Annotated in this window: 5 protein-coding genes and 1 pseudogene; 3 read left to right on the forward strand and 3 right to left on the reverse strand. The window is 40.9% G+C overall.

All coding sequences use genetic code 11. The features are described 5' to 3' along the window. From AC1DFM_RS32935 to AC1DFM_RS32945, 3 genes are read right to left on the reverse strand one after another with little or no spacing between them, the layout of a single operon-like run. Positions 1 to 3660, reverse strand: a complete 3660-nt coding sequence (locus tag AC1DFM_RS32935) for an ATP-binding protein (RefSeq protein WP_477081037.1) — start codon at positions 3658 to 3660, stop codon at positions 1 to 3. Next, entirely contained in the window at positions 3644 to 4216 is a 573-nt protein-coding gene (locus tag AC1DFM_RS32940) for a condensin complex protein MksE (protein WP_477081038.1), read from the reverse strand. The genes AC1DFM_RS32935 and AC1DFM_RS32940 overlap by 17 nt, the downstream gene beginning before the upstream one ends. Positions 4217 to 4243: 27 nt before the next feature. After that, a complete protein-coding gene (locus tag AC1DFM_RS32945) occupies positions 4244 to 5431 on the reverse strand; it encodes a hypothetical protein (protein ID WP_477081039.1) in 1188 nt (395 codons plus the stop codon). Between the two features lie 207 nt (positions 5432 to 5638). On the opposite strand from AC1DFM_RS32945, the pseudogene AC1DFM_RS32950 reads away from it, so the two are divergent. From AC1DFM_RS32950 to AC1DFM_RS32960, 3 genes and pseudogenes are all read left to right on the forward strand, one after another. Then, a pseudogene (locus tag AC1DFM_RS32950) lies at positions 5639 to 5791 on the forward strand (AAA family ATPase); the annotation flags it as partial. 40 nt (positions 5792 to 5831) lie between these two features. After that, entirely contained in the window at positions 5832 to 6047 is a 216-nt protein-coding gene (locus tag AC1DFM_RS32955; protein ID WP_477081040.1) for a hypothetical protein, read from the forward strand. Next, positions 6032 to 6910: an IS3 family transposase gene (locus tag AC1DFM_RS32960; protein ID WP_477081042.1), complete on the forward strand. Its 879-nt coding sequence runs from the start codon at positions 6032 to 6034 to the stop codon at positions 6908 to 6910. Before AC1DFM_RS32955 ends, AC1DFM_RS32960 begins: the two co-directional genes overlap by 16 nt. Positions 6911 to 6940 lie beyond the last annotated feature (30 nt).

Below are 6940 nucleotides of genomic sequence, written 5' to 3' on the forward strand. Positions count from 1 at the left end.
TTATACTTTTAAAAGTTGCGTTATGATCCGCTTGATTTTAGTATTCCTGTTGTCATCCTTCTCCAGTTTATAGATATGTCTGTAATTTAATGCATTGGTTTCTGTAGGAGAGCCGTTGATCAGCAGGATATTCCGGTCGTTTGCAAATTGAAGAATTCCTTTAATGTTGTTAGGATGCAGTTTCCCGATCTCGTCCATCATGCAATGCAACCTAAATTCTTTGAACCGTTTGCTGGCGCCTTCTTTAAACACATTCAGCAGCATAATATTTATCATAGCCTTTACAAGTACATCCGTACCTTCTGAACCAACATTCGAAAGTTTCTCTACCCAACCGGTATCATTCTGATTTTCTTCTACCCTGAACTTTAGTTCAAATGAATCTGATAATGCAATCGTGTCTCTCCTGTATTCGCTGATTGCTTTACCAAGTTGCTTCAGCAGATCCACGGCTTTTTTATTCTTACTTTCCTGGTCTGTTGATGAGAAAAGGTTCAGACCACCTATATCAAAACTATGATCATCATTGAATTTTTTGATCTGCGTAAGTAGTTGCACTACTTTATTTGCGCTTTCATCTATGCGCAATTCTATTTTCCGGATAGCGCCGACAAAGTTCTTATTATCGAAGTCCTTATTGATATTGCTGATTACTTTCTGAATATCACCGGCCTTCGACATCAGATCTCCTGTCTCTTTACCCACCAGCTTTATTACATTAGCAAAGCGTTCGTTCACCCGTCGCTCAAATTCTTCTATCTTGCTGTTATTTATAAACTCGTTTAGATCTTCTGCAAATTGTTGATAAGCATGTTTGTCGTTTAAGCCGGATGGGAAACTGAATATATTCTGAACAGAGAAGTTGCCCAGGAACTTATTAGCCGCTTCCTTTAGATCGTCCAACCTCTTAATGGAAGTATAATAGCAACGATTAACTTCCTCTATCAGCACTTTACAGGACTTGTCATTTTTATAGGTATCCTTCTCCTCTGTATATGCCGGCGTAATACTTAAGTAGGGATCTGTCTGTTGAAAACGTATAAATGCCTTGCTATCCTCTTCCAGCAGGTTTAGTTGCTGATTTAACTGATGCAGTAATGCATCTGTCTCGGTGAGTTGAATGCTGAGAGCCTCTTTCTGCTGCCGGTATTTTTCATCTTCTATGGTGAGCTGTTTTTCAAGAATGGATTTCTGTGATTTAAAGGTGTCGGCCTTATCGATCCATTCTTTTTTATCTTTTCTATATTCAATTACAAGAACACGGTTATCCTCAATAAACTTCAGCTCTGCCTCCAATTCTTCCAGTTGCTGATCCAAAATTTCCAGTCGCCCTGTATCGGCACCATTTCCGGAAAGTTCATGCTGACATCTTATTTTGAGTTGTTGTTTCTCCTGCTCCCAGGTTATCTTGTGATGTTTAATCGTTTCATTGATGAGTCCTGTTTTTTGCATCAGATTCTGTTCAATAGCGGCCATCTTTTTTGCATGTTCACGCTCTTTGGTCTTTAATTCCTTTAACAGTTCATCTTCAGTTTGTAAAAACAATTGCTGACCATGAGCTACCATTTCACTCGCTGCTGCTATGGCGGCATCCAAGTCGGACATGGCCTGCTTACGGGCATTATTGGACTTTACTTCCCAGTCCTTTTGCTGCAGAATAGCCTGCTTTAGCTGAAGTGTGTCCTGTTCCTGTTTATAATTTAGTTCGAGCAAACTGTCCTTTGCCGCTTTTATCAGCGGCTGATATTTCTGTTTAAGCTTATCCAGCTGTTGGCGCTGTTGACCCTGCAGTGTTTGCAGCTCCTTTTGTCTGCCAGCAATGGCATCTTCGAGTTGCTGGAGATCCATTCGATATTCTGCCAGCGTTTTTACCTGCACCGACAGATCATCGATATTTATAGTTACGCCAAAAAAGTTGGGATTATTATTTAAATCAGCTATAACCCTGGGTTCAAGATCCGAATTGAATAACAACTGTTCGTTCACCACTTTACCGATGGTATCTTCCCATCCTGGTTTATTTTTATTGAGCCAGCCATAAAAGGCCTGTTCGTTTGTTTGCAATTTATATTCTACCGATTGCACTTGTTTTTGGAGCGAAGTAATTTCGTCCTGTAGCTTCTCGTGTCGGTGTTCAGTTTGTTGTTTCGCGGCAGTTTCATCAAGTTCCCATTGTTTCTGCAGAGTGGCGGACTGGTTCTTAAAATGATCCAGGTCATTCGCGTTCTTCCGGATAGCCAGTTCATATATGGTTACCTCCTCAGCAGCATCCATCAACTCCTTTTCAAAGAAGCGTTGATGTGTAAGGGTGGCCTTTTTGAGCTTTTCCTGGTGGAGGTGTTGCTGATGCTGTTCCAATGCCTGCCGTGCCTGTTCAATTGCCTGCGCATTCAGCTGCTTTACGGTAGATTGCGCACTGAGGAGCCAGGTTGCAGCATCTTCCCGTTCACTGGCCGCCAGTTCGCGCATGGCCATCTGTTCATCTTTTTTATCATGCTCAAAACTGCGGTAAGCCTGATCCAGTGCCTGTTGCAGATTTTCATACTTCAGCGATACTTCTGAAAAGTGGAAAGTTAAAAGTTGCTTTTCTTTTTCCAGCTTCTGTTGACTGGCATCCAGCTCCTTCTTTTTACCTGATCGTTCAATAATCCGGTCTATCTGGTGCTGTGCATACATGTCTGCTTTTCCCTTTGCCTTCTTAAGGTCGCTATTCAGTATGGTGATTTCACCGGTAATCTTCACATATTTATTTTGATAGCGCTGCAAAGTATTTTCTGCTTTTTCCTGCAATTCTTCTCTTTCAGCTGCAGTTTTTTCCTTTTTATCAAGTAGCTTCGGAGCTGTCCTTTGCAGCTGCGCTGCGCTCCAGGCAAGCTGAAGTGCAAACCGGTTCTTTTCAGATTCCAGATGCTTGATGGCCAGGTGATTCTTTACTACATTCTCCGCCTGCGTCATAATATGCGGCTGCTTATACAAATGAATATCATTCAATTGCTGCTMAAAATTCTTCAGATGGTGCGTGTAGCTCTGAAGATCTATGGAAAGATCGTCTTCATTGAGCGACATAATAATGGTTTGCTTAATGAATTCCGCTTCCAGCTTACTGTTTAAAAATACATTCTGTATAGTACGTGGTATATTCTGGTACTGTTTGCTTTGCAGCAGCGCGTATTTGGCAAACTCCTTTTTGCCCGCTTCATTATTACCATACAGAATATCCCGGTATTCTTCATAGCGGTCTATTTTGCGGGTATGGTCGATCCGTTGTGCATCAAGCACCTGTCGATTATCTTCCCATTTTTCAAAAGCGCGTCCATCAGCATCTACAAAATAATCGCGATGGTAGGCTGCATCCAGGAAACGGAAACAAACCTTGCCCTGACTTTTAAACGCAATAATACAGAATGGACCCGATTCGCGCATTACCTCATAAACAAGAAAGGAGTTGCGATAAGGAAAATAATACTCAGCAAAGCTTTTCTTCTCTTTAGAAATACCAAGTTTAAGCGTATCCGCATTGTAAAAGAAAAGAATGGTACGCAGAAGTGTACTTTTACCCACACCCTGGGTACCTATCAGGTGCACATTTCCGTCTACCATAACTTCTGCATACCGGATAGTAGCGCTATTAATAAAAACGACTTTATTCAGGAATCTCATGTATGGTTTCTTCGTGAATTTGAATACTTACAATCAATTGTTTAATGTAATTGAACGAGGCAAGCACCTTATATTGCTGGCTTATCTCGTTTTCCAGTTCGGCGTAGCCCTGGGCTACCAGTTGTTTTTCTATCAATGAATTTACCCGATCCGGCATGCTGCCTTCACCCGTGAGGCGTCTCATGATTTCCAGCTTGTCCTTCAGGCTCGCATCTATTTTTACCTGCACCAGCACATCCGAAGGTGTAAACCGAAATCCGGGAGCAAAACCATTATTGAAAGCCATAAAGAAGTCCACCACATCTATCCATCGGTAGGCCTGCTCTATTTTGCTTTCAATTGACGCCCTGTTCTCCGTTCTGGAAAAGTGAAAGTATTCATCTCCTTTTTCCAGCACAAATCCGATAGCAATAAAATAATTATACAATTCATCAAAATGCTCATCCATGGTATTGTATAATTTCCTGTAGCTGTCTTCCACACTGTTGCTACAAATGAATTTACCTTTACTGAGGATGTCAAAAATATCGGCGGTATGCTTAAACACTGTACTCATAGTTATTCCTTTTATGGCCTTTTTCCATTAGATCGGGTGTACCATTGCGTATTCAATATGTCCGTCCTGCTGAAACAATTCTTTCACATTCAGTTCCTGCTCATACATGGATACCATTTGGCAAAAAATAGTGATGCGCTCTTCGTAGCTTACTTCACGCGGGTATTTGTACTGCATAATAAAATTATGTAAATGATTCCCCGATGCCATAAATCCGCGTTTGATCTCTTCCAGGTCAATAAAGATCTCCGCTTCCGTTTCAGGCAGGAGGTCACGACTGGAAATGTTTTCTGCAACAGGTATTGTTGGTTTACGGCCCTGGCGGGACCTTAAAGCCCCCCTCTCTATATGAGCGCGACCTTCGTCTGTGTGCAGGAAGTCCAGTGATAATTTAAGCGGGTACAATGGTCTGCTCTCAAAAACCACATCATTGTTTTGCATGAGAAGAGCAACCATATTAGTTTTTGCCTTTAGTTCAAACTGATCCTTCAGGTATTTGATCTGCCGGATCTTTTCCTGAATCCTGCTTTGATGTTTAACCTGGTTCAGGTACTCAATGATTTGTTTCTGGGTTTCAATCAGGTTATGCCGGCTCTCGGTAAGTTGACCCCGAAGCTGGGTTACCACCTGCTTTAATTCTTCGTCAAGCGCGGTAGTAAAAAAGGTAAGATCTTCTTCCGTAACCAATCGCTCGGTATGTTCGATAAGGCCGTAAATAGCCCTTCGCTTCTCATCAAAGCCTTCCAGACGAGCTATTTTAATGATATAATTAGGCTCTGTTTTGAAGGCGTTCTCGATGTTCCGGTTCAAATCGATAATATTTCTCAGCGTGATACGTCCAATTTTACGGAGAGCAGATTTTACCTGTTTCAGATAAATATGCTTTCGGTTCTCATTATTTTCCTGCAGGTAGAAATTAATATGCTGCCTAACCTGCTGAATATTTTCATTCACATACGAGGTGTTGATTTCCTCATTTACTTCCAGTACCTGCTCAAAAAATACCTGAAACTGCTCATCTATTTCCAGAAAAGGCCCGTTCCGACGGAGTATTCCTTTCAGACATAATGTTTCAATGCGCTCGTCTTCCAGTAATTCAAGCGCATGATCGTACCGGTATACAAACGATTTTCTTTTCTCAAACATCTCTGTTAACAACTCCTTCGCCCAGGAAAGCGTGTTGATGAGTTCTTTTATAGAGAGGAAATGATTCATGGGGATGTTTTTAAACCGTAAAAACCAATTATATCTTCTCAAATATAGTCAGTGATAAGCAAATAGGACAGGGATGCGTTCTTGAGATAAATCCCTGATTGAATTTAAGCAACAGACTATATACGTACAAGTTTACAATTTCAGAATTGAATTCCGAAATTGTAAACTTGTACGTATGATAACCAGGACGATGAAAATTCTGAAAAAGGACGAATTATATTAACCGGCTCAAATAATTTTCTACTTCTGAAAAATATATCTCAAAGTCATGCAGGAAGGATCGCATATTTATATTTGCAGCCTTTTTCTATTGAAAAAACCTTAGCCGCAATTGGAAAGCAGTGGAACTGCTACCTTTGATTGGACATATAGTTAAGCTCTTTCCTTAACTTTGATTACAATGAGTAAAAAAGTAAGAAGGGGTTATGATAAATCCTTCAAATTAATGGCAGTAGAATTGCACCGGAGTGGCAAGCCAGCCGTAACTATTACACCAGAGCAGAAGGAAATCCAAGCGCTGAAAAAAGCGCTTCAGGAATCAGAAATGGAAAATCGGATATTAAAAAAGGCGGTGAGCATCTTCTCCAGGGAAGACAACAAATATTCAGGTTCGTAAAGGACCATCAGGCGGAATTTGATGTCGAGAAGATGTGCAAGTTGTTTAAAGTAAGCCGAAGTGGATTTTATGCCTGGTCAAACAGCAGCCCGTCTGAGAGAAGTATTGAAAACAGGCATCTTACCGATCAAATCGTAAAAGCCCATCTTAATAGCAAAAAAATATATGGCAGTCCCCGGATTACAATTGAATTAAATAACCAGGGAATAAAAGTATCCAGACCAAGAGTTGCCAGACTAATGAAAAAAGCGAGAATCCGAAGTATTGTGAAGAAGAAATTCAAGGTCACCACTGATTCCAGACACGAATATCCCATTGTGGAAAATAAACTTGACAGGCAATTTAAGCCAGAAACAATGGGTACTGCCTGGGTATCAGATATCACTTACATTAAAACAAAGCAAGGATGGCTATACCTGACTATAGTTCTGGATCTGGGAGACAGGAAAGTTATCGGTTGGTCGCTGAGTACCACCATGAAAGCAGCTGAAACGGTAGTTCCTGCATGGAGAATGGCAGAAAATAACAGACCAGTGAGACAGGCATTGATGTTTCATTCTGACAGGGGAGTACAGTATGCCTGCAACGAATTTAAAAGCCTATTAGCACCGAATCCATTAATCACAAGGAGTATGAGCCGTAAGGGGAATTGCTGGGATAATGCGGTCGCGGAAAGCTTCTTTAAATCACTTAAAACAGAGTTGGTGTACCAGAATAAATTCTTAAATAAAGAGGAGGCAGCATTGGCCGTATTCGAATATATAGAAATCTGGTACAACCGCAAAAGATTACATTCAGCCCTGGGATACATGTCTCCACAGGATTTTGGGGAATTTTTAAACAAACAAAATATTGCAGCTTAACCAACTGTCCATTTTATTGTTGCAATTCCA

Source organism: Chitinophaga sp. 05T412 (assembly GCF_056396465.1).